This window comes from Frigoribacterium sp. CFBP 13605, assembly GCF_014839405.1.
In the GTDB taxonomy this organism is placed as follows: Bacteria; Actinomycetota; Actinomycetes; order Actinomycetales; family Microbacteriaceae; genus Frigoribacterium.
On record NZ_JACYNS010000230.1, the window covers coordinates 1 to 499 of the forward strand.

1 protein-coding gene is annotated in these 499 nt (G+C 77.2%); it reads left to right on the forward strand.

The features are described 5' to 3' along the window. Positions 1 to 21: 21 nt before the first annotated feature. Positions 22 to 499: MBL fold metallo-hydrolase (locus IFT36_RS16180; protein ID WP_200413684.1), on the forward strand; the 478-nt coding region annotated here is incomplete at its 3' end.

Below are 499 nucleotides of genomic sequence, written 5' to 3' on the forward strand. Positions count from 1 at the left end.
GGCGCTGGCTAGGCTCGCGGGGTGACCGACGCCACCAGCCGACCCGCGCCTCCCGCCCCGCTCAGCCCCGTGCAGGCCGACGCCGTCCGTCGCGGCGCGCTGCCGCCCGTGGAGGAGGTCCGGCACGGCGTCTGGTCGGTCGCGTTCGAGTTCGGCGACGGCATCGACGACCACTCGTTGGGCTACGTCGTCGAGGGCTCCGACGGCGCCCTGACGGTCATCGATCCCGGGTGGGGAGTCGAGGCCAACCTCGACCGCCTCGAGAGCGCCCTCGCCGACGTCGACCACTCGCTGGCCGACGTCGACCTGATCGCCGTGACCCACCTGCACGCCGACCACCTGGGCGGAGCCGAGGCGCTGCGCCGGGCCTCCGGCGCCCGGATCGCCCTGCACGCCGCCGAGCAGCGCGCGCTGGGCGAACGGCCGTCCGACGCCGCGGCCGCCGACGCCGACATCGCCCGGTGGGGCGCGCCCCGGGACGACCAGGAGGCGCTGGTCG